Consider the following 24,351-nt stretch of genomic DNA (forward strand, 5'->3'; position numbering starts at 1 on the left):
GGTTTCCGGGTGTTGCCGCAGCGCCTGCAATCAGGTGGCGCTGCAGAGAATGAGCGTGGAACTCACGCTGCCAGCGGGCTTCCCGCCTGTGCCCGCATAGCCGTTGGGCAGCGTCGTCGAGCCATTCAGCGTGAAGGCGACGCTGATGGACAGCGTGGTTCTGAACGCGATCGTGGCCCCTGCCGGCAGTGCCGAGGTCAGGGTGACCTGGCGGGAGGTTGCGGAAAGTACCGACACGTTGGCTGTGCCTCCCGTCACACTGAACACACCGATGTTGGCAACTCCCGAACCGATGATGGTCACCGTGGTGCCGACGGGAAGCGGCGCAGAGCCTGCCGTGAGGGTGAAGCCGGGGCCAAGGACGCCAAGCACACCACAGCTGCCATCGAGGTGGTAGGCGCCAATGTCGATGGAACCCGAGACCGTGATCGACAAGGCTGCGGTGTCGGTGTTGCTGCCCTGGATGGTGACATTGGTCGGCCCCTCGTCCGAACCTGCGGTGAAGGTCACCGTGCAAGTCCCCCCGGCCGGCAGCGACAGCCCGCAGGTGTTGCCGGAAACGGACAGCCCACTGCCGCCGGGGATGGTGGCGCCGATATTTGCGGCGGCATTCGATCCCGTGTTGGTGATGGTCACGAAGCCCGTGCCGCCAGTAGCAATCGTCAGGGTCGATGCGGAGATTCCCAGCGTGGTCGTGGTGCTGGGCGCCGTCACGGTGAACTGCACTGACGTTGCCGTGGTGTTGCTGCCAGCGAAGCTGATGGCCGTCGGACCTTCCGGCGTGGCTCCAGTCAGCGTGATCGTGCAATTGGCCCCCGCTGCCAGCGATGAACCACAGGTGTTGGCCGACACCGTGATGCCGCTGCCTGCTGGAATCGTGGCCTGAACGTCGAGCGCAGGGGCCCCACCGTTGTTGGTGATGGTCACCGAGCCCGTTGTCCCTGTGTTGAACGACACGGGCGTGGTGGACATGCCCAGCGTGGTCGGGGTGACGGGCGCCGTCACCGTGACCGGCACGGTCGTGGCCAGCGTATTGCTGCCGCCGAAGCTGATGGCCGTGGGGCCTTCGGCGGCGGCCGCAGTCAGGGTGATGCCGCAGCTGGCCAAAGAGGCGAGTGCGGCACCGCACGTGTTCGACTGCACGGTGATTCCGCTACCGGCCGGCGCCGTGGCGGTCACGTTGAAGGCTGCAGAAGCGCCGGTGTTGCTGATGAGGACCGTTGTCGAGCCGCCCGCAGCGAACGACAGCGGAGCGCTGGGTATCGAAAGCGTGGCCGTGGGAACGGGCACCGTCACCGTGACCTGCACGGTCGTGGTGGGCGTATTGCTGCCGCCAAAGATGACCGCGGTCGGGCCTTCTGCGGCCGCAGCCGTCAGCGTGATCGTGCAGTCGGCCCCGGGGGCCAGGGAGATGGGGCAGGTGCTGGACGCCACCGTGATGCCGCTGCCGACCGGAATGGTGGCTTGCACGTTGAACGCCGGTGCGGGCCCGTTGTTGGTGATGGTCACCGTGCCCGCTCCGCTGGTGCCAAACGACACGGGTGCGGCGGGAATGTCCAGCGTGGTCGGCGTGACGGGGACCGTCACCGTGACCGGCACCGTCGTCGCCGGTGTGTTGGTGCCGCCGAAGCTGATGGCAGTCGCCCCTTCGGCCGCAGCGGCCGTCAGCGTGATCGTGCAACTGGCAGCGGGGGCCAGGATGGCGGGGCAGGTGGTGGTGGACACCGTGATGCCGCTGCCGGCCGGGATGGTGGCCTGTACGTTGAACGCGGGTGCGCTTCCGCTGTTGGTGATGGTCACCGAACCTGCACCGCCGGTGCCGAACGACAGGGGTGTCGTGGGAATGTTCAGCGTGGTGGGCACGACGGGGGCTGTCACCGTGATCGGCACGGTCGTGGCCGGCGTGTTGCTGCCGCCGAAGCCGATGTCGGTCGGGCCTTCGGCCGCAGCGGCCGTCAGCGTGATCGTGCAGCTGGCAGCGGGGGCCAGGATGGCGGCGCAGGTGGAGTTGGACACCGTGATGCCGCTGCCGGCCGGAATGGTGGCCTGTACGTTGAACGCGGGTGCGCTTCCGCTGTTGTTGATGATCACCGAACCAGCGCCGCCGGTGCCGAAGGACACGGGGGCAGTGGGAATGTTCAACGTAGTCGGCGTGACAGGGGTCGTCACCGTGACAGGCACCGTCGTGGCCGGCGTGTTGCTGCCGCCAACGCCGATGTTCGTGGGGCCTTCCGGTCCTGCCGCCGTCAGTGTGATGGTGCAGCTTGCGCCCACCGGCAGTGACGCCGGGCAGGTGGAGGAGGCCACCGTGATGCCGCTGCCGACCGGAATGATGGCCCGCAGATTGAACGCAGGCGCCGTTCCGTTGTTGGTGATGGTCACCGAGCCTGCGCCGTAGGCGCCGAACAGCACGGGTGCCGGGGGAACGGTAGGCGCGGTTGGCGCGACGGGTGCGGTGACCGTGACCTGTGCGGTAGCGGCGGGCGCATTGCTGCCGCCGAAGCCGATGGGGGTCGGGCCTTCCGCCGAGGGGGCTGTCAGCGTGATCGTGCAATTGGCCGAGGGAGCCAGGATGGCGGCGCAGGTGGTGCTGGACACCGTGATGCCGCTGCCCCCCGGAATGCTTGCCTGCACATTGAACGCAGGTGCGCTGCCGCTGTTGGTGATGGTCACCGAGCCAGCACCGTTCGCCCCGAAGGACAGGGACGCCGAGGGAATGGTCAGCGTGGCGGGCAGGACGGCAGTCGTCACCGTGACGGGCACGGACGTGGAAGCCGTGTTGCTGCCGCCGAAGCCGATGGAGGTCGGGCCTTCCGCCGAGGGGGCTGTCAGCGTGATCGTGCAGCTGGCCGAGGGAGCCAGGATGGCGGAGCAGGTGGTGTTGGACACCGTGATGCCACTGCCCCCCGGAATGCTGGCCTGCACATTGAGCGCAGGTGCGCTGCCGCTGTTGGTGATGCTCACCGAGCCGGCGCCGCCCGCTCCGAAGGACACGGACGTCGCAGGAATGTTCAGCGTGGTGGGCGTGCCGGTTGCCGACACCGTGACCGGCACGGAAGTGGATGCCGTATTGCTGCCGCCGAAGCCGATGGCGGTCGGGCCTTCCGCCGAGGGCGCGGTCAACGTGATCGTGCAGTTGGCAGAGGGTGCCAGGGCGGCAGGGCAGGTGGTGTTGGACACCGTGATGCCACTGCCTGCAGGAATGCTGGCCTGCACATTGAGCGCATTTGCGCCGCCGCTGTTGGTGATGGTCACCGATCCCGTGCTGCCCGCCGCAAACGACAGCGGCGTGGCGGGAATACTCAGCGTGGTGGTCGGGGCCGGGCCACCTGTCACGGTGACCGGGGTGGTGGTGGCTGCGGCGTTGCTGCCGGCAATGCTGACGGTGGTCGGGCCTTCCGCCGCGAGTGCCGTCAGGGTGATGGCGCAGCTGGAGCCCGCAGGCAGCGTTGCCGCGCAGCTGTTGGAGGAGATGGTGATGCCACTGCCTGCGGGAATGGTGGCCTGCACATTGAGCGCTGCCGAGCCGCCGCTGTTGCTGACGTTCACCGTGCCGGTGCTGCCTGCGGCAAATGACAGGCCCGCGCCGGGAACGCTGAGCGTGGTGGGGCTGGCGCCGGCCGTGGCCTGGGCTGCCTCGGCGCGGCAAATGGTTTCCACATTCACCCGGCATGTGCCATTGGGCGCAATGGTGTTGCCCACGGCGCAAAGAGGCGGGGGCGATGCGGGCGGTGCCCCTGGCGGCATGAGATGGGTGAAGCCCGAGGGAAAACACTGATTCAAATTCGGTGGCTGAATGGCGGTGATTTTCAGTGCCACACCGGAATCATTGGTGAAATCTTCTGCAGAAAATCCATTGATATTGCCGCCATTGACAATTTGCGCAACGAGCAATGGCCGTGTCTCGCCCGCCGGGTTGGTAAAGCTGCCCGTCAATTGGGCACGCAGATCGGGGCTGTGCCACAGCGTGGCGCACACGATGGCGCTGGTGCACAGCGCCATGAAGAGCGCCCGGGGCTGCCGGTTGCGCAGCACCAGCCAGGCGGCCATGGCCAGCCCTATGGCAAGGGCCAACAGACTCCAAGGGTTGTCCACCGGAATCGCGGTTGCCGCGACGGCGGCAGCCGGAGCGACCGTGATGCTCTGGGCATTGGCAGCCATTGGGAATGAATGGGCTGCAATGGCGGCGACAACGGCGGGGGCAATGGAGATCTGCTTCATGGGTGAATGCCAGGGAGTGATCGGAAAATGAAATTTAAAGTAAGTTTTTTGGAGTATGTCTATTTGTATCTATCGATATCGAGGAATCGTTATGCTGCGACTTCTCAATGACCGCGAAATCGCTATCAATTTGATGCATTTGCAAAGGCCGCCAATGTGCTCGCTGTGCCTCTGTGGAGCAGGTGCGAATGGAGAGCATTGGCAAGGTCTTTTCCGGGAATTCAGAAAAGGCAAAAAAAAGCCCGTGACCGGCTTGCGAATCACGGGCTTTGGGCGGCAGTGCCCTGAAAGGCACTGCGGCGAATACGGGTTTACTGCTGCTTGACCGCTTCGATGGACATCACCAGGCGCACTTGCTTGGGGAAGCCATAGTCCACGCCGTAGTTCACGCCGAAGGCGGTGCGGTCGATCACGGCTTCGAAGTCGCCGCCGCAGGTCTCACGCTTTTGCAGCATGGCGTTGGGGTAGCAGGTGAACTTGTTGGCCTTGATGGTCACGGGCTGGGTCTTGTCCAGGATGGTCAGGTGGCCGGTGACTTCCTTGAGCTTGTCGCCGTCGAAGACGAACTTGTCGGAGACGAACTTGGCCTGGGGGAACTTGGCCACGTTGAAGATGTCGGCGCTCTTGAGGTGCTTGTCGAAGGCGGCGGTGCCCGAGCTCAGCGATTCCATTTCCAGCACGACTTCGACCTTGCCGGCCTTGGCGTCACGGTCGAATTCCACGGTGCCGCTCTTCTTGTCGAAGCGCACGCGGTTGGTCGAGGCGCCGTTGTGGTCGATCTCGAACGTGGCGAAGGTGTGCGTCGGGTCGATGGCGTAGGTTGCGGGAGCAGCCTGGACAGCGGTGGCGAACAGGCCGGCAATGGCCAGGGCAAACACGGAAGTGCGCATGAAAGAACTCCTAGGTTGGGGTTGCACGAAACGGGAAAGAAAATGGCCGATCTTGGGCAGGGACGCGGCTTACAGCTTGCCCACGCCGGTCAGTGCGAGCTTGAACTGCACCTGCACCTCGTCGGCCACCATGGAGGTATCGCCCCATTCGCCTTCGCCGATCTTGAATTGCAGGCGCTTGAGCGGCAGCGTGCCGGTGGCCGTGGTCGTGGTGCCGGACTGTGCCAGTTGCACGGGAATGCTCACGTTCTGGACCTGGCCCTTGATGCTGAGCTTGCCGTCCACCTGGTACTTGCCGCCGCCCAGCGCCTTGACGGCGGTGGAGTCGAACACGGCCTGCGGGAATTTGGCGACGTTGAACCAGTCCGCCTTGGGCAGTTCGGCGTCGGTTTCCTTGGCGCCCATGGTGGCGCTGCCGGTGTCCACGGTGAAGCGGATCTTGCTGGTGTCGGGCTTGGCCGTGTCGAACTGGACCTGGGCATCGAACTTCTTGAAGTGGCCCTGCAGGGGCACGCCCATCTGCTTGGCCGTGAAGTTCACGGCGCTCTGGGCGGGCACGAGCTTTTGCTCGGCCAGTGCCGCTTGGGAAGCCAGGGCCGCAGCGGCCAGGGCGATGGTGGTCAGCGTGGAGGAAAAGCGCATGGCGAGACTCCTAGGGGGCGGGAAAATCCGGTCAGGGGGTGGCTGGGGCCGGATGGACACCGGCCCTGGCTGGCGAGAGGTTGGCGAAAGGTTCAGGCGCGGCCCGGCAGCATGCGGGAGATCAGGCCGTCGCGGTCGATGAACTGGTGCTTGAGGGCGGCGCCCACATGCATGGCAATCAGCACGACCAGGGCCCAGGCCGCCCAGCCGTGCAGGGGCTTGAGGGTTTCCGCCAGTTCGGGGCTGGCGCTCACGAAGTCAGGCAGGGGCAGCATGCCGAGGAAGACGATGGGAAAGCCGGCCGCCGAGCTGTAGGCCCAGCCCAGCAGGGGCACGGCGAAGAACAGCAGGTACATGGCGTGGTGGGTGCCGTTGTGGGCCCAGTGCTGCCATTGCGGCATGGCACGGGCCACGGCGGGCGGCAGCTCGGGCGGGCGGTGGGTGACGCGCCAGAGCAGGCGCAGCAGGCTCAGCGACAAAAGCGTGACGCCCAGCCACTTGTGCCAGTTGTACAGCTTCAGGCGCGAAGGGGAGAACGGCAGGCCGGTCATGTACCAGCCCAGGCCCAGGGCGGCGATCAGGCCCAGTGCCAGCACCCAGTGGGCGGCCATGGCCACGCCGGTATAGCGCGTGGCTCTGGAGGAGGATTTTGCTGGCGCGTTGGCGCGGGCTGAGGACTCTGTCATGGATGGCGGCAGGCTTTGGAACCGTTCAGGGCCCCTGTGAAGGGGCCCTGGATGGCAAAAAGGGTGCGGTGCGCTCTGCGAGAACTTCGTGCACTGCGGACAACGTGCAGTGTAGGAAGCGGCAAATCCAAAAGAGTTCAGCGGTATTGACGGCTCAATTCAAAAAAGATGAAGGCCGCAGCACCCGTGGTACCCCCGGGCTGCAGGAGGTCAGGGCCGGGCGGGATCGGCGGGCAGCATGACCACGGCCTGCGCCGCCTGCTTCCAGGCGGCGGCGGCTGCGTCGGCATCGCCCCGGTGCTCGGCCATCAGGGCCAGGCGCTGCCAGGCACGGGTGCGCAGTGCGCTTTCCTGCAGATGGGGCGCAGCGCGCAGCAGCAGTTGCTGGGCCTTGCCCCAGAGCTGGCGCTGCACGCAGGCCATGCCGGCCAGGTACTGCAGGCGGGGTTCGCGCGGATGGCTGTTGGTGGCCGCCTCGATGCGTGCCAGCCAGGTGCCGTCCAGGCCGTCCAGGCAGGGCTCCAGCACCTGGACCAGGCGCGGCAGATGCGATTCGCTGCGCGGGCCGGCATGGGACAGCAGGCGTTCCCACACGGGCAGCAGCCAGGCGCGGGCCTGCGCGGCCTCGCCGCCCAGGGCCATGAGGCGCGATGCGGCCGGCAGCGCGATCTCGGGCATGGCACGTTCCTCACCGTCCAGCGACAGCCAGAAGTGCTGCAGCTGCGTGGTGTCGCGTGCCTCGTTGATGCTCTCCAGCACCAGGCCGCGCACCACGCTGGCGGCGGCCGCTGGCGAGAAGGCGCGGTGCTTGGCCAGCAGGCGCGCCGTGTCCAGCGCCGTCGATGTCTGGCCGGCCAGGCGCGAGGCCTTCAGGCGGATGCGCAGCGCGATCGTGCGGCGTGCCGCGCCCTGGGGCAGTTCGGCCAGGCGGCGCAGCGCATCAGCTGCGTCGCGGTCGTCCAGGGCCCAGCGCGCGGCGCGCATCTGGGCGCCTTCGCGCATTTCCTGCTCCTGGGCATTGCCCTGGGCCGGTGCATTGGCCAGGACTTCGCGCCAGTGGTGGTCGCGCTGCGGGCTGTCCTGCAGGGCGTGGGAGGCATCGGCGGCCACCATGTGGGCGGCTGCACGCAGCCGCGTGCCGTGTGGCACGGCGGCATGGGCCTCGGCCAGGGATTCCTCCATCGCCAGGGCGGCCAGTGCCGACTTGCGTGCACGCAGAAAGCGGCCGGCCTGCTGGTGCGACAGGGCCTCCAGCAGGCTGTGGTGCATGGCGCGCTCTTTTTGCTGGCTGCGCCAGCGCCGTGCCTGGTGCGGCATCTGCAGCAGCGCGGCCAGGGCGCGCAGCGCGGCATACAGCAGCACGAAGGCCAGCACGATGATGGCAATGGCCAGGTTCAGGGACAGGTCCAGCCGGTAGGGCGCCCAGAACAGGGTCACCGTGCCCTGGTTGGAGCCCGCGAACAAGGCGGCCGCAACGGCCATGCCGAACAAACCGATCAACCACAGTGCAGCGCGCATTCGTCTGTCTCCCGGCTGCTCAGCGGCCTGCGGCGGCCGTTGCCAGCGCCGCCAGGGTTTCCTGCAGCGCCGGCTGTTCGGTGGTGCGCAGATTGGCCTGGATCTGCTGCAGCTGGGCCTGCACGATCTGGGTGCGGCGCGCGGCAGGATCGAAGTATTTGTTCACGGCCATGCCCGAGGCGGCCAGGTCGGCACGCGCCGCATCCCACTGGCGCGACAGCAGGGCCAGGCGCGAGTTCAGCAGCTTGAGCTTGAGGTTCTCGCGCAGGAAATAGGCCTGCTCGGGCGCCAGCAAGATGGCGTCCGGGTGGTCGATGCGGCTGACGCGCAGCAGGTCCTGGGCCTCTTCGCGCACGGCCGTCCAGCCGCGCTCACCCCAGGACTGCCACCAGCTCCACTCGGCGGGGCTGCCCTCGATGGGGGCGGGCTCGGGCTGGCGGGCCGCCTGGCCGGCCACGCCGCGATGGCGGCTGGCGCGTGGCTGGGCCACGGCGTTGAGCAGGGGCATCTCGTCGACCAGGCGCACCAGGTCCTCGATGCGGGTGAGCAGGCCGGCCGTGTCGGTCACGCTCATGCGGGCCAGCCGCTCCAGGTCGCGGTCCAGCGCGCGCATCACGGGAGCCAGACGGGGCTGTGCGGCGCGCTCTATGCGCTGGCGGGCGTTCTTGAGCGTGGCCACCAGCGGCTGCAGGCTGCCGGACAGCTCGGCCTGCTGCTGGGCCAGGCGGATGGAGGAATCTATGTCCACCACCAGGTTCTCGTCGCGCGAGCGCGACATGCTTTGCAGGAGTTCGTCGAGCTGCGTGCGCTGCAGCGACAGCTCTGCAATGCGCGCCTCCATGACCGAGGTGCGCGCCGCGCTGTCGCGGGCCAGGTCCTGGGCGTCGCGCGCCAGGGTGCGGGCCTCGACCGACTGGGAGCCGGACTGCGCGGACTGGCGGGCCAACTGTTCCTGGATATTGCCCAGGCGCTGCCAGAGCATGCCGCAGGCAATGAGCGCCGCCACGGCCACGGCGCCCACGCCCAGGACCAGGGCAGAGGAGCCGCTGCGCAGGTCTGCAGCGGGGCTGCTTTGGGCGGAGCCGGCAGCGAATGCTGCGGCGGAGGCTGGGGGCGTCAGGTCCTGCGGGGTGGGGCGGTCTTGCGCTGCGTCGGAACTCATGGCGTCGATTCTATCGACGCAACCACGTCCTCCAGAGCCGGCCGACATTGCTTGACATATCCGAATCCCAGTTGCTTGGCCTGGGCGGCGATTCGCTCGTGCGTAGCAAGCGCTCGCGCCTTTTGCCACGATTGGCCCGGCAGGAGCTGTTGCAGGTTGGCAACGGATTCGGCGCTGCTGAGCAGCCAGAGCGAGCCATCTTCGGCCGCCTGGCGTGCCAGTGCCGTCTGGGCTGCATCCCAGTCAGGCAGTTCGCGCTGGTAGACGGCCAGCATTTCGACCTGGGCACCCGCCTCGCGCAGTCGGGCGGCCAGCCAATCGCGGCCGGCGCCTGCCGTGGCCGGCACGGTCCTGGGCGCTCCTGCCTGGCTGTCGCCACGCACGATGAGCACGCGGTCGCCCGCATGGATCTGGTCATGCACGCGCTGCCATAGCGTTTCGGATTCGAACTGGGCGGCGTCCGGTGGCGGGCCGTCGATCTGTGCTGGCGCAATGCCCAGGGCCAGCAGCGCCTGGGCGGTGCCGGGGCCGGGCGTCCAGGCGCGGGTGGAGGCCGGAAGCCGTGCGGGGTCGGTGCCGAAGAAATGCTGGACGGCATTGCCGCTGACGAACATCACGGCGCGGTAGCCTGGGCCTTCGCGCAGCGCGTTGCGGGCGGCCTGCAAGGCCTGTTGCGTGGCCGCATCGCGGCAGGGGCCTATGGCCATCAGCGCCAGCGGCTGGGCCGGCAGGCCCCGGGCCTGCAGCGCATCCACCCACGCGGCTGCGTCATGGGCCGGGCGGGTGACGAGTATGCGCGGCGGCATGTGGGCGTGCCGTCTAGAGCTTTGGGGCCGGTTGGGCGCCTGCCGCCTGCAGCAGCGCAGCCACGTGCTGGCCCAGCGCGTCGGCGCTGGCGAAGTCGGTGACGGTGGCGTCGGCGTGCACCTGCACCAGCGGCAGCCGGCCTTCCGGGTCTCCCCAGGCTGCGTCCAGGCGCAGTTGCTGGCCGTCGAATGTGCCGTGCGCCGCCAGCGGCATGGAGCAGCTGCCGCCCATGCAGCGGCTGACGGCGCGCTCGGCGGTCACGGTCAGCCAGGTGGTCTGGTGGGCCAGCGGGGCCAGCGCGTCGATCAGGTCCTGGCGGTCGGCGCGCACCTCGATGCCCAGCGCGCCCTGGCCTGCGGCCGGCAGCATGCCGGTGGGCTCGAACCTGGCGCGGATGCGGTCGGCCAGGCCCAGGCGCATCAGGCCTGCGGCGGCCAGCACGATGGCGTCGTAGTGGCCTTCGTCCAGCTTGCGCAGGCGGGTGTTCACGTTGCCGCGCAGCGGCTCTATCTTCAGGTCCGGGCGCAGGGCCTGCAGCAGTGCCTGGCGGCGCAGGCTCGATGTGCCGACGACGGCGCCCTGCGGCAGCTCGGCCAGCGTGGCGTAGCGATTGGAGACAAAGGCGTCGCGCGGGTCTTCGCGCTCCATCACGCAGGCCAGCACAAAGCCTTCGGGCAGCTCCATGGGCACGTCCTTGAGCGAGTGCACGGCGATGTGGGCGCGTCCTTCTTCCAGCGCCACTTCCAGCTCCTTGACGAACAGGCCCTTGCCGCCCACCTTGGACAGCGTGCGGTCCAGGATCTGGTCGCCCTTGGTGGTCATGCCCAGCAATTCCACTTCATGCCCCCGGGCGCGCAGCAGCGCCTGGACATGCTCGGCCTGCCACAGTGCCAGCTGGCTCTCGCGCGTGGCGATCACGATGGAGTGGGGGAGAAGTGGTTTGGTGTTCATCAGGTGCCTCGGGGGGAGCGCGGGATGCTAGCATGCTGCGCCGCAGTAAACCCGGCACCAGGACCGAAGCCCAAGCAAACCGATACGCTGACCGATTCCAGGAGATTCGTTGATGGCCACCGCCCCCCGCAAGAGCAATGCGCGAGATGACAGGCGTGATGACAAGCCTGTCCGCAAGACGGACAAGGACCTGCCGCTGATCGAGGACATACGCCTGCTGGGGCGCATTCTGGGCGATGTGATCCGCGAGCAGGAAGGCGTGGCGGCCTTCGAGCTGATCGAGCAGGTGCGCCAGCTGTCGGTGACCTTCCGCCGCGATGCCGACGAGACCGCCGACCGCGCGCTCAAGCGCCTGCTCAAGGGCCTGACGACGGACCAGACGGTGAGTGTGATCCGCGCCTTCACCTATTTCAGCCATCTGGCCAACCTGGCCGAGGATCGCCACCACATCCGCCGCCGCGCCGTGCACGAGCGCGCGGGCAACACCCAGGAAGGCAGCATCGAAGTGGCGCTGGCGCGCCTGCGCTGGGCTGGTATCTCGGCCGGCACCGTGGCGCAGACGCTGGCCAAGAGCTATGTGGCACCCGTGCTCACGGCCCACCCCACGGAAGTGCAGCGCCAGAGCATTCTGGTGGCCGAGCGCGACATCTCCCAACTGCTGGCCGCACGCGAGGACATCGTGGCCCGCGCCCAGCTGTACAACAGCGCCAAGGACGCGCTCACCCCGCGCGAGCTGGAACGCAACGAGGCCCAGCTGCGCGCCCGCGTCAGCCAGCTGTGGCAGACGCGCCTGCTGCGATACTCCAAGCTCACCGTGGCCGACGAGATCGAAAACGCGCTGTCCTACTACGAAGCCACCTTCCTGCGCGAGATCCCCAAGCTGTATGCGCAACTGGAGCAGGAGCTGGGCAACACCCTTCCCGTGCACAGCTTCCTGCGCATGGGCCACTGGATCGGCGGCGACCGTGACGGCAACCCCAATGTCACGGCCCAGAGCCTGGAGCTGGCGCTGTCGCGCCAGGCCGACGTGGCCCTGCGCCACTATCTGCGCGAGGTGCACTACCTGGGCGGCGAGCTGTCGCTGTCCCAGCGCCTGACCGATGTGTCCACCGAGATGCAGGCCCTGGCAGAGCGCTCGCCCGACACCAACGAGCACCGCTCCGACGAGCCCTACCGCCGCGCGCTCACCGGCATCTACGCGCGTCTGGCCGCCACGCTCAAGGGCCTGACCGGCGGCGAGGCTGCGCGCCATGCCGTGGCGCCGCAGAACGCCTATGCCTCGCCCGAGGAGTTTCTGGCCGACCTGCGCGTCATCGATGATTCCCTGAGCCGCAACCACGGCGAGGTGCTGGCGCCCCAGCGCCTGCGTCCGCTGATGCGCGCCGTGCAGGTCTTCGGTTTCCACCTGGCCACGGTGGACCTGCGCCAAAGCTCGGACAAGCATGAGGAAGTGGTGGCCGAGCTGCTGGCTGCGGCGCGCCTGGAGCCCGACTACTCGGGCCTGCAGGAAGACGCCAAGTGCGCCTTGCTGGTGCGCCTGCTGGAAGAGGCGCGGCCGCTGCGCGTGGTGGGCGCCGACTATTCCGAGCATGCGCGCGGCGAACTGGCCATCTTCGAGACCGCGCGCCGCCTGCGCGCGGCCCTGGGCGCCGAGGCCATACGCCACTGCATCATCAGCCACACCGAATCGGTCAGCGACCTGCTGGAAGTGCTGCTGCTGCAAAAGGAGGCCGGGCTGCTGCGCGGCACGCTGGACGACGGCGCCATCTGCGATGTGATCGTCGTGCCGCTGTTCGAGACCATTGGCGACCTGCGCAGCGCCTCGCCCATCATGCGCCGCTACTTCCAGCTGCCCGGCGTGGCGGCCATGGTGCAGCGCAGCGGCGGCGAGCAGGACATCATGCTGGGCTACAGCGACAGCAACAAGGACGGCGGCATCTTCACCAGCAACTGGGAGCTGTACCGCGCCGAGATCTCGCTGGTCGAGCTGTTCGACGAGCTGGCCGACAGCCATGGCATCAGCCTGCGCATGTTCCATGGCCGCGGCGGCACGGTGGGCCGGGGCGGCGGCCCCAGCTACCAGGCCATCCTGGCCCAGCCTCCGGGCACGGTGCGTGGCCAGATCCGCCTCACCGAGCAGGGCGAGGTGATCGCTTCCAAGTACGCCAACCCCGAGATCGGCCGGCGCAACCTGGAGACCCTGGTGGCCGCCACGCTGGAGGCCACGCTGCTGCAGCCGACCAAGCCGGCCACGCGCGCCTTCCTGGATGCGGCGGCCTTCCTGTCCGACGCCAGCATGGGCGCCTACCGCGCCCTGGTGTACGAGACCCCCGGCTTCACCAGCTACTTCTTCAGCAGCACGCCCATCCGCGAGATTGCCGAGCTGAACATCGGCTCACGCCCGGCCTCGCGCAAGCCCTCGCAGAAGATCGAGGACCTGCGCGCCATTCCCTGGGGCTTCAGCTGGGGCCAGTGCCGGCTCACGCTGCCGGGCTGGTACGGCTTTGGCGCCGCGGTCAAGGCCTTCATCGACCAGCCGGGCAAGGATGGCAAGGCCCAGCTGGCCCTGCTGCAGAAGATGTACCGCCAGTGGCCGTTCTTCCGTACCCTGCTGTCCAACATGGACATGGTGCTGGCCAAGAGCGACCTGAACCTGGCCTCGCGCTATGCCGACCTGGTGCCGGACGCGCGCCTGCGCCGCCGTATCTTCAGCGCCATCGAGGCCGAGTGGCACAGCACCGTCGATGCGCTGGCGCGCATCACGGGCGACAAGCAGCGCCTGGCCCACAACGAAGCGCTGGCGCGCTCCATCCGCCATCGCTTCCCCTACATCGATCCGCTGCACCATCTGCAGGTGGAGCTGGTGCGCCGCTGGCGCGCAGGCCAGACCGATGAGCGCATCAAGACCGGCATCCACCTGTCCATCAACGGCATCGCGGCCGGGGTGCGCAACACGGGCTGATCCTGCTCTCTGGAGGCCGCAACAGCCCTTTGCGGCCGGCGTTGTACGATGTGCTCCGGACAGGAGCGCCTGACTTCTGCCGGGAAGAAAAGGGTGGGAGCCATGGGCAACAAGAGGTCACGGGCCGGCTTTCCGGACGTGCAACTGTTCCTGACACAGCGCCTGGCCAGGCTGGCCGGCGCCAACTCCATGCGGGCCATACGCGAGGGCCTGCTCTGGCTGGTTCCCTGTCTGCTGGTCTCGGCCCTGTTCCTCATCCTGTCGGCGCTGGCGCAGATGTCCGGCCAGCCCGAACCCGTGGTGCGGGTGCTTGCGGGCCTGCACGCGGAGATCGGCAGCATCCTGCCGCTGCTGGTGGCCGCGTCCATCGGCTACATGCTCTCCATACGCCACCGGCTGCCGCGCCTGCCGGTGACCTTTCTGTGCTTCGCGCATGTGCAGATGGCCATCTATCTGCTGAGCGAGCATCCGCGCGCGGCGGCCACCCTGGTGCTGTTCATCTCCATCGCCTCCCCCCTGATCACCGTGCCCCTGATGGCGCGCCTGAGCCGGCTGCGCTGGACGCGCATCGCGCGCACCGGCTTCGTGAGCGAGAACGTGCGCGAGGTTATGAACCTCGTCGTTCCCGGCGCCCTTGTCGCCGTGCTGCTCGTGCTGCTGCTGCTGGGCCTGCAACAGGTGCTGCCGGATATCACGCGGGCCGAACTGCCGCTGGCCATCGCGGGCCCCGAGAACCCCTACCGCAGCGGGCTGACGCTGGCACTGCTCAATTCCGTGCTCTGGTTCTTCGGCGTCCAGGGGTACTACGCCATGCAGCCCTTCTTCCAGGTGCTGGACCAGGCTGTGGTGGCCAATGCCGCCGCGATGGCGCAGGGGCTGCAGGCGCCCTGGGCGCTCAGCGGCGGGCTGATGGGCTCCTTCGTCTTCATCGGCGGCTCCGGTGCAACGCTGTCGCTGGCGCTGGCCGTGCTGCTGTTTTGCCGGGGGCGGGGCCTGCGCGTGCTGGCGCTGGCGGCGCTGCCCATCTCCTTGCTCAACGTCAACGAGATCCTGCTGTTCGGGCTGCCGATCATCCTGAACCTGCGCCTGCTCGTGCCGTTTCTCGCGGTACCCGCCATCAACCTGGTCGTGGCCGTCACGGTGGTGCAGGCCGGCTGGGTGGCACCGGCCTCCATGGTGCTGCCGCTGACTGCGCCCGTGGTCTTCAATGCCTATGTGAGCACGGGCGGGGACATGGCGGCCGTGGTGCTGCAACTGGCATTGACGGCCCTGGGGGCGCTGATCTATGCGCCCTACGTGCGGGCCATCGACCGGCTGGGCCAGGACGACGGTGCCATCGTGCTGCACGCGCTGGACACCACGTTCTCGCGCCTGCCCGAAGAGGCCGGCCTGATCGTGCGCGATCCGCTGGTGCAGGCGCACCAGGCGCAGGCCCGGCGCGAGACCATGCTGGCGCATATCCGTCGCATCAGCGAGTACGAGTTCCACCTGGAATTCCAGCCCCAGGTCTCGCACCGCAGCGGCCTGTGCCTGGGCTGCGAGGCCCTGCTGCGCGCGCGGGACGCGCAGGGCCGCTTGCAGCAGCCCGGCAGTTTCCTGCGCTGGCTGGCCGATGCGGGGCTGATGCGCGAGGTGGACCTGTGGGTGGCGGGCGCTGCCGTGCGCCAGAGCCGGCACTGGCGCCAGGAGGGCTTTGCCATGCCGATCAGCATCAATGTGTCGGGTGCCACGTTGACCTCGCCCGAGCACTGCTCGCGCCTGATGCTGCTGCTGGCCCAGGCCAGGGGGCAGGTCGGCGTGGAGATCACGGAGGAAGAAATGGTGGGCGACGTGGAGGCGATCCGCCGCGCCATAGGGCAGATCCATGCGCTGGGCGCCAAGGTGTCCATCGATGACTTCGGCACCGGCTTCTCGTCCATGAGCTACCTGCACCAGTTCGATGTGGATGCCATCAAGATCGACCGCAGCTTCGTCGTGGCCAGCGGCCATGCCAAGGGCGAGCTGGTGCTGGACGGCCTGCTGCGCTTTTGCGAGGCGCTGCAGCTGAACGTGGTGGCCGAGGGCGTGGAGACCGAGGCGCAGTTGCAGGCCCTGGGCTTCGAGGGCGATCTGCTGGTGCAGGGCTGGTACTTCAGCCGCGCCCTGCCAGGCGAGAAACTGCCGCAGTTCGCCAGGGACTGCGCCGCCAGGGCAGGCGGCGGGACGGTCTAGATTCCTGGATTCCTGTGGCGGCATCGCGGGTGCGATGCGCAGTGCAGATCATCAGTGCAGCATCAGCGAGCCGGCGCTCTTGCTCTTGCCGGCGCGTGCGGGCGGATTGCACAGGCCGCACTGGTAGTGGCGCTCGTTCTCGTAGGGCTCGGTCACGAACTGGCCCTTGCACACCGTGCACTGGGTACGGGTCAGCATCTGCGCGTCGACGAACTTCACCAGGCGCCATGCGCGGGTGAAGGACAGCAGCGCTTCCAGCTCGGCGGCCTGGATCTGCTCGGTATAGAGACGGTAGGCCTTGGTCAGTTGTTCAACGGCATCCAGCTCGGCGCCCTTGGACAGGTATTCGTAGATATTCAGGAACAGCGAACTGTGGATGTTCTCCTGCCAGGTCAGGAACCAGTCGGTCGAGAACGGCAGCTGGCCCTTGGAAGGCGACTTGCCTGCGATCTCCTTGTACAGGCGGATCAGGCGCTCGTAGGACAGCGTGGTCTCGGATTCGAGCACCTGCATGCGTGCACCCATCTCGATGAGCATGGCGGCGCGCTCGATCTGCTTGGACTCGTTCAGGACACTTTTGGCGGGGGTGGACATGGCGGGCTCCAGAGTTCTTCAGGCGGATCAGAGGACTTCGGAGACGCGGCTGGCCATCAGGATGTTGGCGTGCAGCGTGTTGGTCGCACCGTTGCCGATCTTGTTGCTGCTGTGGTTGGTCAGCAAGCTCCAGACCATTTCGTCGTCCACCCGGAAGCTGGCGAGCAAGGTGTTGCGCGAGGCCAGCTTCAGCACCTGGGCTGCCGACAGTGCGGCCAGCAGGTCGCACGATTCTTCGTTCAGTCCCAGGCGGAACACCGCTTCGGCCTTGTCCTGGCGGATCAGGGTCTGGGCCAGCATCAGGTAAGTGAGGTTGGCTTCGCGGATTTCGGCAAGCAGCTGTTCATTGTTCATAGGACCATCCTTTGCATCTCGGCAGCCGCAACGCCCGGGTAGAAACAAGATGTTCAACCTGTTGCGATCTGTTGAGATGGATTGTGGAGGAGGGCCCTTCGCCGTTGAAGTCGGGGCAGGTCTGCGCCGGATGTCTGGTTGTGAGACGGCGTTTGTAAGATTTACCTTACACCTGTAGCAAGGTTTGGATGACTCGATTTCGCTCGGGCCCCGCCGTCTGGGGGCTTGGGAGCAGGCCGCTGCAGTGGTGTAGTTGCATGTCGGCCTTTTGACACAGTGCTGTCATTGTGCAGCCTCCCCAAGGGGAGGCATAAGCCGAATTAGCCGCGCTCCACCGGCCTCTTCGGGTCACTGCACCACTCGCTCCAGCTGCCCGCGAACAGCCTTGCAGGCGGCAGTCCCGCAATGCGCATGGCCAGCAGGTTGGGCAGCGCGCTCACGCCGCTGCCGCACTGGTGCACCACGCTGGAAGGATCGCGGCCTGCCAGCAGCTGTTCGAACTCCGCGCGCAGCAGGGCGGCAGGCTTGAAGCGGCCGTCGGCGGCGATGTTCTCGGTGAAGGGCCGGTTGAGCGCGCCCGGGATGTGGCCGGCCACAGGGTCCAGCGGCTCGACCTCCCCGCGGTAGCGGGCCGGGGCGCGTGCATCGACCACGGTCTGGCCTGCGCTGCCCAGTGCATCGAGCACCTGCTGCGCCGTTGCCAATTGCTGAAGCGGCTCGCGCAGCTCGAAGTTGGACTGGAAGCGCGCGCTTTCCTCGCCCGATGCCACGGGCTGGCCTGCGGCCTGCCAGGCCTGGAGACCTCCGTCGAGCACGGTCACATCGCCATGGCCGGCCCATTGCAGCATCCACCACAGGCGCCCGCAGTAGTTGGCGCCGTTGCGGTCATAGACCACGGCCTGCATGTCGTTGGAAAACCCGATGCTGGACAGCCACACGGCAAAGCGTTCGCGGTTGGGCAGCGGGTGGCGGCCGCCCGAGGCGGCCTGCTCGCTGGCCGCCACGCTGCCATGGGCGCCGGGCACGCCGTGTTTTGCGCTGAGGTCATGGTCCAGATCGGCGAAGACTGCGCCTGGAACATGCGCCTGCAGATACTGGGCCTTGCCGGCCGCAGGCTGGGCCAGGTCGAAGCTGCAGTCGAAGACCATCAGCGGACGGCCGCTGGCCTGCAGCGCGGCCAGCTCCTGGACGGAGATCAGGGTCTGGTGGGTCTGGTAGGTGGTGTTGGAAGTCATGGATGCGGAACTCCGAAGGCCTGTGCAGGCGGTGGTGCGCCTGCGGCAAAAGATCCGATCCATTATGCGACGGCCCCAGGCGGGCCGGCGGCGTCAGCCGCGCGAACGCAGGGCCGTGGCCAGGGCGCCGCTGGCCACGATCAGGCCAATGCCGGCCCAGCCGATCAGCGGCACGCTTTCGCCGAACATCGCCAGGCTCAGCAGGGCCGCGAAGACGATGCCCGAATACTGCAGGTTGGCCACGACCAGGGTGTTGCGGCTGTTGCTGGCCGAGGCGTAGGCCGCCGTCATGCAGACCTGGGCCACGGCGGCCAGCACGCCCACGGGCAGCAGCCACAGCGCGCGCCAGCCCGGCCAGGCGGACACGCCCGTGAAGCACATGGCCAGGGCGCCGGCGACGGCCGAGCCCAGTGCGAAGTAGAAGACCACGCGCGCCTCGGGTTCGCCCATGCGCGACAGCGTGGCCACCTGCATATAGGCCATGGCGGCGAACACCCCGCCGATCAGGCCGCCCGCGCTGGCCACGAATTCCTGCGGCGCCGCGCTGGGGCGCAGCACCAGGATCACGCCCACGAAGCCCAGGGCCACGGTGGCGACCAGGCTCCAGGGAAACGGCGGCAGCGCGCGCAGCGCATGCGATTCGGGTTGGCGGCGCAGCTGGTGGCGCAGCAGCAGGCCCTGGCCGATCAGAAAGACCGCCATCCAGATGCTGCTCATGGAGTTGAAGGTGGCGGCCGTGGCCAGCGGCAGATGGCCGATGGAGTAGAACCAGGCGCCCATGGAGGTCACGCCCACGAAGCTGCGCCAGGCATGCTCGCGCGGGTAGCGAGTGGCCAGCGAGATGCCCTGGTGGCGCGCCAGCCACCACAGCGCCACCATGCTGACCAGCCCGCGGTAGAAGACGATTTCCGCCGCGTTGAAATCCTGGGAGGCGAACTTCACACACACACTCATGACCGCAAAAACGAATGCGGCCGCCACCATCCACAGGGCTTGCATATAAATGACCGGATAGAGCCGCACAAGGGCCGCGGCGCTGGACGAGAAAAGGGTTGGGTTTTGTTTTTGGCGCATGCCGCCTCGCTGCGTACGGCCCAGGGCCGTGGCAGGGACACGCGCAAGGAACTGTATTGCATAAGCCAAGACATTGGACTTGCCTCGGGATGCATTGCCGCCGCCAGCCCTGCCCATTGGGCACATCAGGGCGCTTGCATTCAGAGGAGCTGTGCAGTTGGCCTGCCGCCTAATACAGACGGCCCGCTGCAAGCGGCCCGATGCAGACGGCCCAATGCAGACGGCCCGCACGAATGCGGGCCGTCGGGAGAGCCGGAGCAGATCAGCGTGCGGGGACTGCGTCACCCATCACGCCGCGATACCACTCATGGAAGTGCTGCATGCCGTCTTCCATGGGGCTCTGGTAGGGGCCGACCTCGTTGTCGCCGCGCTCATACAGTGCCCTGCGGCCGGCGTCCATGCGCTCGCCGATCTCGTCATCCTCAATGCAGGTCTCCATGTAGGCGGCCTTTTGCGCCTGCACGAATTCGGGCTCGAAGGCCGCGATCTCTTCGGGGTAGTAGAACTCGACCACGTTCAGCGTCCGGTCCACCGCCAGCGGGTGCAGGGTCGAGACCGTGAGCACGTGCGGATACCACTCCACCATGATGTGCGGGTAGTAGGTCAGCCAGATCGCGCCGCGTTCGGGCAGCTCGCCGTTGCGGTAGGCCAGCAGCACGTCGTGCCACTTCCTGTAGGTGTCCGAGCCGGGCTGGGCAAAGCCGGGCGCCACGCCCACGGTCTGCACCGAGTACTCCTTGGCAAACTCCCACTGCAGGTCGTCGCAGGTCACGAAGTTGCCCAGGCCCGGGTGGAAGGGGCCCACGTGGTAGTCCTCGAGGTAGACCTCGATGAAGGTCTTCCAGTTGTAGTTGCACTCGTGCATCTCGACATGGTCGAGCACGAAGCCCTCGAAGCTCAACTGCTCGCGCAGCTTCATGCCGGCCAGGTCGGACTCGATGTCGCGGCCGTTGTCCTCGAACAGCAGGCCGTTCCACTCGCGCAGCCGGTAGTTGTTCAGGTTAAGGCAGGGATCGTGGCTGAAGTGCGGTGCGCCCAGCAGCTCGCCGCTGGTGCTGTAGGTCCAGCGGTGCAGCGGGCAGACGATGTTGCCCCCCGCATGGCCCTTGCCTTCGGTCATCAGATTGCCCCGGCCCTTGAGCATCACGGCCTGGCGGTGGCGGCAGACGTTGGAGATCAACTCCACCTGCCCCCTGGCATTGCGCACCAGAGCGCGGCCTTCCTTTTCCTGGGGCAGGGCGTAGTAGTCGCCTATCTCGGGAACGGCCAGTTGGTGGCCCACGTAGCGCGGGCCGCGTTGAAAGATGGTCTCCAACTCGCGCTGGAACAACGCAGGGTCGAAGTAACTGGAAACTGGTAGTTGGCTTGCGGCCTGCTGCAGTTGAAGACTTAAATCAGACATGGGTGACCTGACCTAAAGACTCCCCACAGGGAGGGTGCGCGTGCGCACGGGATTGGAAAAAGCAAAACCGGCCGTTCCTGGACATGGAGGCAGGCTTCACGACGTGAAAAGAAGCGGCGCCCGAGGCGCTGTCTTTTGTCAATGAGCCCGACCGTATGCCCAGGCAAGGGGCCGGTTTGACGGGGAATGGGATTATAGCCCGTGGGGTTATTTCCGGATGCCCGGTACGTGTATTGCGCGCGCCGGATGCCGCCTGTCAAGGGCTGTCCGGTTATTGGCGGCACGGTCATGGAGGGGCGCCTAGAATCGTCGGTTCCCCACAACGCACCGCCATCGCACCATGCCCAAGGCTGCTCCCAAGGCTCTTGCCGAGCCCACCAGTTACGAATCCGCGCTGCAGGAGCTGGAGCAGCTCATCGCGCAGATCGAGTCGGGCCAGCTGCCTCTGGAGCAGATGCTGACAGGCTACCAGCGCGCGGCGCAGCTGCTCGGCTATTGCCGCGGCCAGCTCGACGCGGTGCAGGAACAGGTCAAGGTGCTTGACGAGGGGACGCTGGCCCCGTGGAGCCAGGATTGAAGATTGCCATGAGTGCCGTGATGACTTGCGCTTCCGATGTTTCCCAGCCGGCCGGCCCCGGCGCGCTGGATTTCCCCTGCTGGATGACCGATCGCCTGGCGCGCACCGAAAGCGCGCTGTCGCAATGGGTGGGCGTGGATGCGCCTGCGGGCCTGGGCGAGGCCATGCGCTACGCCGTGCTCGATGGCGGCAAGCGCCTGCGCCCGCTGCTGGTCTGGGCCGCCGCCGAGGCCGTGGATGGCTTGCAGCCCGCCGCCGTGCGTGCCGGCTGCGCGGTGGAGTTGATCCATGCCTATTCGCTGGTGCACGACGACATGCCCTGCATGGACAACGACGTGCTGCGCCGTGGCAAGCCCACGGTGCATGTGCAGTTCGGCGAAGCCTCGGCCCTGCTGGCTGGCGATGCGCTGCAGGCGCTGGCCTTCGAGCTGCTCGTTCCCGAGCCCGATCAGGCCGGCGGCATGCCGGACGCCCTGCAGGCGCGGCTGTGCCGGCTGCTGGGCCGTGCCGCAGGCGCGCAGGGCATGGCCGGTGGCCAGGCCATCGACCTGGCCAGCGTGGGCCTGCAACTGAGCGAGGCCCAACTGCGCGAGATGCACCGCCTCAAGACCGGCGCCCTGCTGCATGCCAGCGTGCTCATGGGAGCGGCCTGCAAGGAGGGCGTGGATGCCCAGGCCTGGCAGGCGCTGTCCGACTATGGGCAGGCGCTGGGCGTGGCCTTCCAGGTGGTGGATGACATCCTCGACGTGGTGGCCGACTCGGCCACTCTGGGCAAGACGGCCGGCAAGGACGCGGCCAACGACAAGCCGACCTACGTCTCGCTGCTGGGCCTGGACCAGGCCCGCGCCCATGCCGACGAGCTGTGCGCCCTGGCGCACGCGGCGCTGGCGCGCAGCGGCCTGCCTGATACCCGCGCGTTGGCGGCGCTTGCCGACATGGTGGTGAGCCGCACCCACTGACAATACGGACCGCGGCGTTGCCGCTCCAAGATACCTAGCATGACCACGAACACCTACTCCCTGCTGCAGACCATCGACGATCCCGCGGATCTGAGGCGTCTGTCGCGTGCCGAACTCAAGACCCTGGCCCAGCAACTGCGTGCCTATGTGCTCGACAGCGTCTCCAAGACCGGCGGGCATCTGAGTTCCAACCTGGGGACGGTGGAGCTGACGGTGGCGCTGCATGCGGTGTTCGACACGCCCTACGACCGCGTGGTCTGGGACGTGGGCCACCAGACCTACCCGCACAAGATCCTCACGGGCCGGCGCGAGCGCATGGCCTCGCTGCGCCAGTTCGGCGGCCTGTCGGGCTTTCCGCAGCGCGCCGAGAGCCCGTACGACACCTTCGGCACGGCGCACTCCTCCACCAGCATCTCGGCCGCCCTGGGCATGGCCCTGGCTGCCAAGCAAAAGGGCGAGGACCGCCGCGCCATCGCCGTCATCGGTGACGGCGCCATGACGGCCGGCATGGCCTTCGAGGCGCTGAACAACGCCGGCGTGACCGATGCCAACCTGCTGGTCATCCTCAACGACAACGACATGAGCATCAGCCCGCCCGTGGGCGCGCTCAACCGCTACCTGGCACAGCTCATGAGCGGGCAGTTCTACGCCAAGGCGCGCGACATGGGCAAGAGCGTGCTCAAGCAGGTGCCGCCGCTGCTGGAGCTGGCCAAGCGGCTGGAGCAGCAGGCCAAGGGCATGGTCGTGCCGGCCACGCTGTTCGAGAACTTCGGCTTCAACTACATCGGCCCCATCGACGGGCATGACCTCGATTCGCTGATCCCCACTCTGGAGAACATCAAGAGCCTCAAGGGCCCGCAGTTCCTGCACGTGGTCACGAAGAAGGGCCAGGGCTACAAGCTGGCCGAGGCCGATCCCGTGGCCTACCACGGCCCCGGCAAGTTCGATCCCAGCGTGGGCCTGGTCAAGCCGGCCACGCCCCCGAAGCAGACCTTCACCCAGGTCTTCGGCCATTGGCTGTGCGACATGGCGGACAAGGACCAGCGCCTGGTGGGCATCACCCCCGCCATGCGCGAGGGCTCGGGCATGGTGGAATTCCACAAGCGCTTTCCGGGCCGCTACTACGACGTGGGCATTGCCGAGCAGCATGCGGTCACCTTCGCGGCCGGCATGGCCTGCGAGGGCCTCAAGCCCGTGGTCGCCATCTATTCGACCTTCCTGCAGCGCGGCTACGACCAGTTGATCCATGACGTGGCGCTGCAAAAGCTGCCCGTGGTCTTTGCGCTGGACCGCGCGGGCCTGGTCGGCGCCGATGGCGCCACGCACGCAGGTGCGTATGACATCGCCTTCGTGCGCTGCATTCCGCACATGAGCATGGCCTGCCCGGCCGACGAGCGCGAATGCCGCCAGCTGCTCACCACCGCCTACGAGCAGGACCATCCCGTGGCCGTGCGCTACCCGCGTGGGGCGGGCGTGGGTGTGGCCCCACTGGAGAGCCTGGAGGGCCTGCCCTTCGGCAAGGGCGAGGTGCGCCGCGAGTCTGCCAAGAAGCAGGTCGCCATCCTGGCCTTCGGCACCCTGCTGTACCCGGCCCTGGCCGCGGCCGAGGCGCTGGACGCCACCGTGGTCAACATGCGCTGGGCCAAGCCGCTGGACGAGGAACTGCTGCGCCAGGTGGCCTCCACGCACGAGCTCATCGTCACCGTGGAAGAGGGCTGCATCATGGGCGGCGCAGGCAGCGCCGTGGCCGAGTCGCTGCAGGCCGCCGGCATCACGCGCCAGCTGCTGCAGCTGGGCCTGCCCGACGAGTTCATCGAGCACGGCGATCCCGCCAAGCTGCTGGCCCTGCAGGGCCTGGATGCGGCGGGCATCGAGGCCTCGGTGCGCGCCCATCTGGCACCCGAGCGCGCGGTAGCCTGAGCAGGGCTGGCGCCCCGCAAGCTTTCCGTCAGATGCGCCGCAGGCCGCGCCAGCTGGCGCCGGGCGGCCTGCGGGAGCCTCTTCAGGCGCGCTGCGGGACCGTTGGCAGGGCTGGCGCCTGCTACAGTAGCGAACGCACGTGCAGACGTGCGTTTTTTTTGCTGAAAAAGGCCATCAGGGAGAGCC

18 protein-coding genes and 1 pseudogene are annotated in these 24,351 nt (G+C 67.7%); 5 read left to right on the top strand and 14 right to left on the bottom strand.

Annotation, left to right across the window (positions count from 1 at the left end; all coding sequences use genetic code 11):
* Positions 1-30: 30 nt before the first annotated feature.
* The 9 genes and pseudogenes from BW39_RS21370 to hemC form a co-directional block, all read right to left on the bottom strand.
* Positions 31-3,660 (bottom strand): beta strand repeat-containing protein, encoded by a 3,630-nt coding sequence (locus tag BW39_RS21370; protein ID WP_235264257.1) that lies wholly within the window; start codon positions 3,658-3,660, stop codon positions 31-33.
* Between the two features lie 57 nt (positions 3,661-3,717).
* A pseudogene (locus BW39_RS32295) lies at positions 3,718-4,221 on the bottom strand (midcut-by-XrtH protein); the annotation flags it as partial.
* A gap of 311 nt (positions 4,222-4,532) precedes the next feature.
* Entirely contained in the window at positions 4,533-5,111 is a 579-nt protein-coding gene (locus tag BW39_RS21375; protein ID WP_012204149.1) for a YceI family protein, read from the bottom strand.
* A 69-nt stretch (positions 5,112-5,180) separates the two neighbouring features.
* The gene (locus BW39_RS21380; protein WP_034391259.1) at positions 5,181-5,753 is read right to left on the bottom strand and encodes a YceI family protein; all 573 of its coding nucleotides are present in this window, start codon (positions 5,751-5,753) and stop codon (positions 5,181-5,183) included.
* Between the two features lie 92 nt (positions 5,754-5,845).
* A complete protein-coding gene (locus BW39_RS21385) occupies positions 5,846-6,439 on the bottom strand; it encodes a cytochrome b (protein ID WP_043824099.1) in 594 nt (197 codons plus the stop codon).
* Positions 6,440-6,649: 210 nt separating this feature from the next.
* Positions 6,650-7,957 (bottom strand): heme biosynthesis HemY N-terminal domain-containing protein, encoded by a 1,308-nt coding sequence (locus BW39_RS21390; protein WP_012204152.1) that lies wholly within the window; start codon positions 7,955-7,957, stop codon positions 6,650-6,652.
* Between the two features lie 19 nt (positions 7,958-7,976).
* On the bottom strand, positions 7,977-9,119 hold the full coding sequence (locus BW39_RS21395) for a uroporphyrinogen-III C-methyltransferase (protein WP_013803630.1): 1,143 nt from the start codon (positions 9,117-9,119) through the stop codon (positions 7,977-7,979).
* A complete protein-coding gene (locus BW39_RS21400) occupies positions 9,116-9,925 on the bottom strand; it encodes a uroporphyrinogen-III synthase (RefSeq protein WP_043824100.1) in 810 nt (269 codons plus the stop codon). The genes BW39_RS21395 and BW39_RS21400 overlap by 4 nt, the downstream gene beginning before the upstream one ends.
* 13 nt (positions 9,926-9,938) lie before the next feature.
* A complete protein-coding gene (hemC, locus tag BW39_RS21405) occupies positions 9,939-10,877 on the bottom strand; it encodes a hydroxymethylbilane synthase (RefSeq protein WP_013803628.1) in 939 nt (312 codons plus the stop codon).
* A gap of 112 nt (positions 10,878-10,989) precedes the next feature.
* Here hemC and ppc point away from each other — a divergent pair, with 112 nt between their 5' ends.
* Positions 10,990-13,839: a phosphoenolpyruvate carboxylase gene (gene ppc / locus BW39_RS21410; RefSeq protein WP_013803627.1), complete on the top strand. Its 2,850-nt coding sequence runs from the start codon at positions 10,990-10,992 to the stop codon at positions 13,837-13,839.
* 102 nt (positions 13,840-13,941) lie between these two features.
* Positions 13,942-16,050 carry a PTS sugar transporter subunit IIC/EAL domain-containing protein gene (locus BW39_RS21415; RefSeq protein ID WP_043824102.1) on the top strand — a complete coding sequence of 703 codons (2,109 nt, stop codon included), beginning with the start codon at positions 13,942-13,944 and terminating at the stop codon, positions 16,048-16,050.
* Positions 16,051-16,101: 51 nt separating this feature from the next.
* Here BW39_RS21415 and flhC read toward each other — a convergent pair whose 3' ends face one another.
* The 5 genes from flhC to BW39_RS21440 form a co-directional block, all read right to left on the bottom strand.
* Positions 16,102-16,644: a flagellar transcriptional regulator FlhC gene (flhC, locus tag BW39_RS21420; protein ID WP_012204158.1), complete on the bottom strand. Its 543-nt coding sequence runs from the start codon at positions 16,642-16,644 to the stop codon at positions 16,102-16,104.
* Positions 16,645-16,671: 27 nt separating this feature from the next.
* A complete protein-coding gene (flhD, locus tag BW39_RS21425; protein ID WP_012204159.1) occupies positions 16,672-16,998 on the bottom strand; it encodes a flagellar transcriptional regulator FlhD in 327 nt (108 codons plus the stop codon).
* 320 nt (positions 16,999-17,318) lie between these two features.
* The gene (locus BW39_RS21430) at positions 17,319-18,233 is read right to left on the bottom strand and encodes a sulfurtransferase (RefSeq protein WP_043824104.1); all 915 of its coding nucleotides are present in this window, start codon (positions 18,231-18,233) and stop codon (positions 17,319-17,321) included.
* Positions 18,234-18,326: 93 nt separating this feature from the next.
* Positions 18,327-19,232, bottom strand: a complete 906-nt coding sequence (locus BW39_RS21435; protein ID WP_034391274.1) for a DMT family transporter — start codon at positions 19,230-19,232, stop codon at positions 18,327-18,329.
* Between the two features lie 337 nt (positions 19,233-19,569).
* Positions 19,570-20,709: an aromatic ring-hydroxylating oxygenase subunit alpha gene (locus BW39_RS21440; protein WP_012204162.1), complete on the bottom strand. Its 1,140-nt coding sequence runs from the start codon at positions 20,707-20,709 to the stop codon at positions 19,570-19,572.
* A gap of 340 nt (positions 20,710-21,049) precedes the next feature.
* On the opposite strand from BW39_RS21440, the gene xseB reads away from it, so the two are divergent.
* The 3 genes from xseB to dxs are packed head-to-tail and all read left to right on the top strand — an operon-like array spanning position 21,050 to position 24,165.
* Positions 21,050-21,286: an exodeoxyribonuclease VII small subunit gene (gene xseB, locus BW39_RS21445; RefSeq protein ID WP_012204163.1), complete on the top strand. Its 237-nt coding sequence runs from the start codon at positions 21,050-21,052 to the stop codon at positions 21,284-21,286.
* A gap of 8 nt (positions 21,287-21,294) precedes the next feature.
* Complete coding sequence (locus tag BW39_RS21450; protein WP_043824153.1) at positions 21,295-22,245, top strand: polyprenyl synthetase family protein; 951 nt, start codon at positions 21,295-21,297, stop codon at positions 22,243-22,245.
* Between the two features lie 39 nt (positions 22,246-22,284).
* Complete coding sequence (dxs, locus tag BW39_RS21455; RefSeq protein ID WP_034391284.1) at positions 22,285-24,165, top strand: 1-deoxy-D-xylulose-5-phosphate synthase; 1,881 nt, start codon at positions 22,285-22,287, stop codon at positions 24,163-24,165.
* The last annotated feature ends 186 nt before the right edge of the window (positions 24,166-24,351 follow it).

The organism is Delftia sp. RIT313 (genome assembly GCF_000632165.1).
In the GTDB taxonomy this organism is placed as follows: Bacteria; Pseudomonadota; Gammaproteobacteria; order Burkholderiales; family Burkholderiaceae_C; genus Comamonas; species Comamonas acidovorans.